At 46.4% G+C, this 696-nt stretch carries 1 protein-coding gene; it reads left to right on the plus strand.

Annotated features, from left to right (window positions below; translation table 11 throughout):
- The first annotated feature begins 399 nt into the window (after positions 1-399).
- Complete coding sequence (locus AAAU26_RS06040; protein ID WP_080545308.1) at positions 400-618, plus strand: hypothetical protein; 219 nt, start codon at positions 400-402, stop codon at positions 616-618.
- Positions 619-696: the final 78 nt, after the last annotated feature.

Genomic DNA, 696 nt, shown 5'->3' on the forward strand with positions numbered 1-696 from the left:
GTGTAACACACTAGACTTTGTACCAAAGTCGTGTGCCAAGGGTGCTGCGCCCCTTTGGAATCCCTGCTTACATCGCCTGTGGGCGATGTAGATTCGCCGCACAGAAAGCTCTCACAAAAGGCACACCCGGCTGTCTGCGGCGAGGAGAAGGCACTTCTGCGGAAGTGTAATAACCCACTATGACACTTTCATCCCTGTGGTCTGCAAAGTGTAGTGGGCTCTCCGAGGGGGAACGGCTGTATAGAGTGCGTTTCGGGCAAATCGCCGCATACGTGTATACGGAAGATGGGTACGCACGTACGCAGTAAATCGGCCAAGTTCTCCCATGTAGAGGGTGTAATTTCGATAAAGAACGTGGTATAATTGACTCAACAAATCGATTTGTGGAGGCGATTATTTATGAAAAAAGAAACCAAGAAATCTATCTTATTCTATGCAGCTTCTGCTCTGTTATATATGGCTTCACTTATTAGCTTCATAAGTGGAAATGATAATTCTATGGCTGTTGTATGGTTGTGTCTTGGTTCATCATTTCTTTGCCTTGGCTCGACGCATCTTTGTTTAGGTTTGTCTCGTAAGAAAAAGGGAAACGACAAAACCGATGCAAGCAATAAATAAATTCCTAGTATATCGCACTCACTCCTAAGCAGGGTTTGGGGCAGGCACGCCCCAACAAGAAGCTGTCCCAAAAGGGCA

The organism is Faecalibacterium longum, from assembly GCF_040094125.1.
Classification (GTDB): domain Bacteria; phylum Bacillota; class Clostridia; order Oscillospirales; family Ruminococcaceae; genus Faecalibacterium; species Faecalibacterium longum.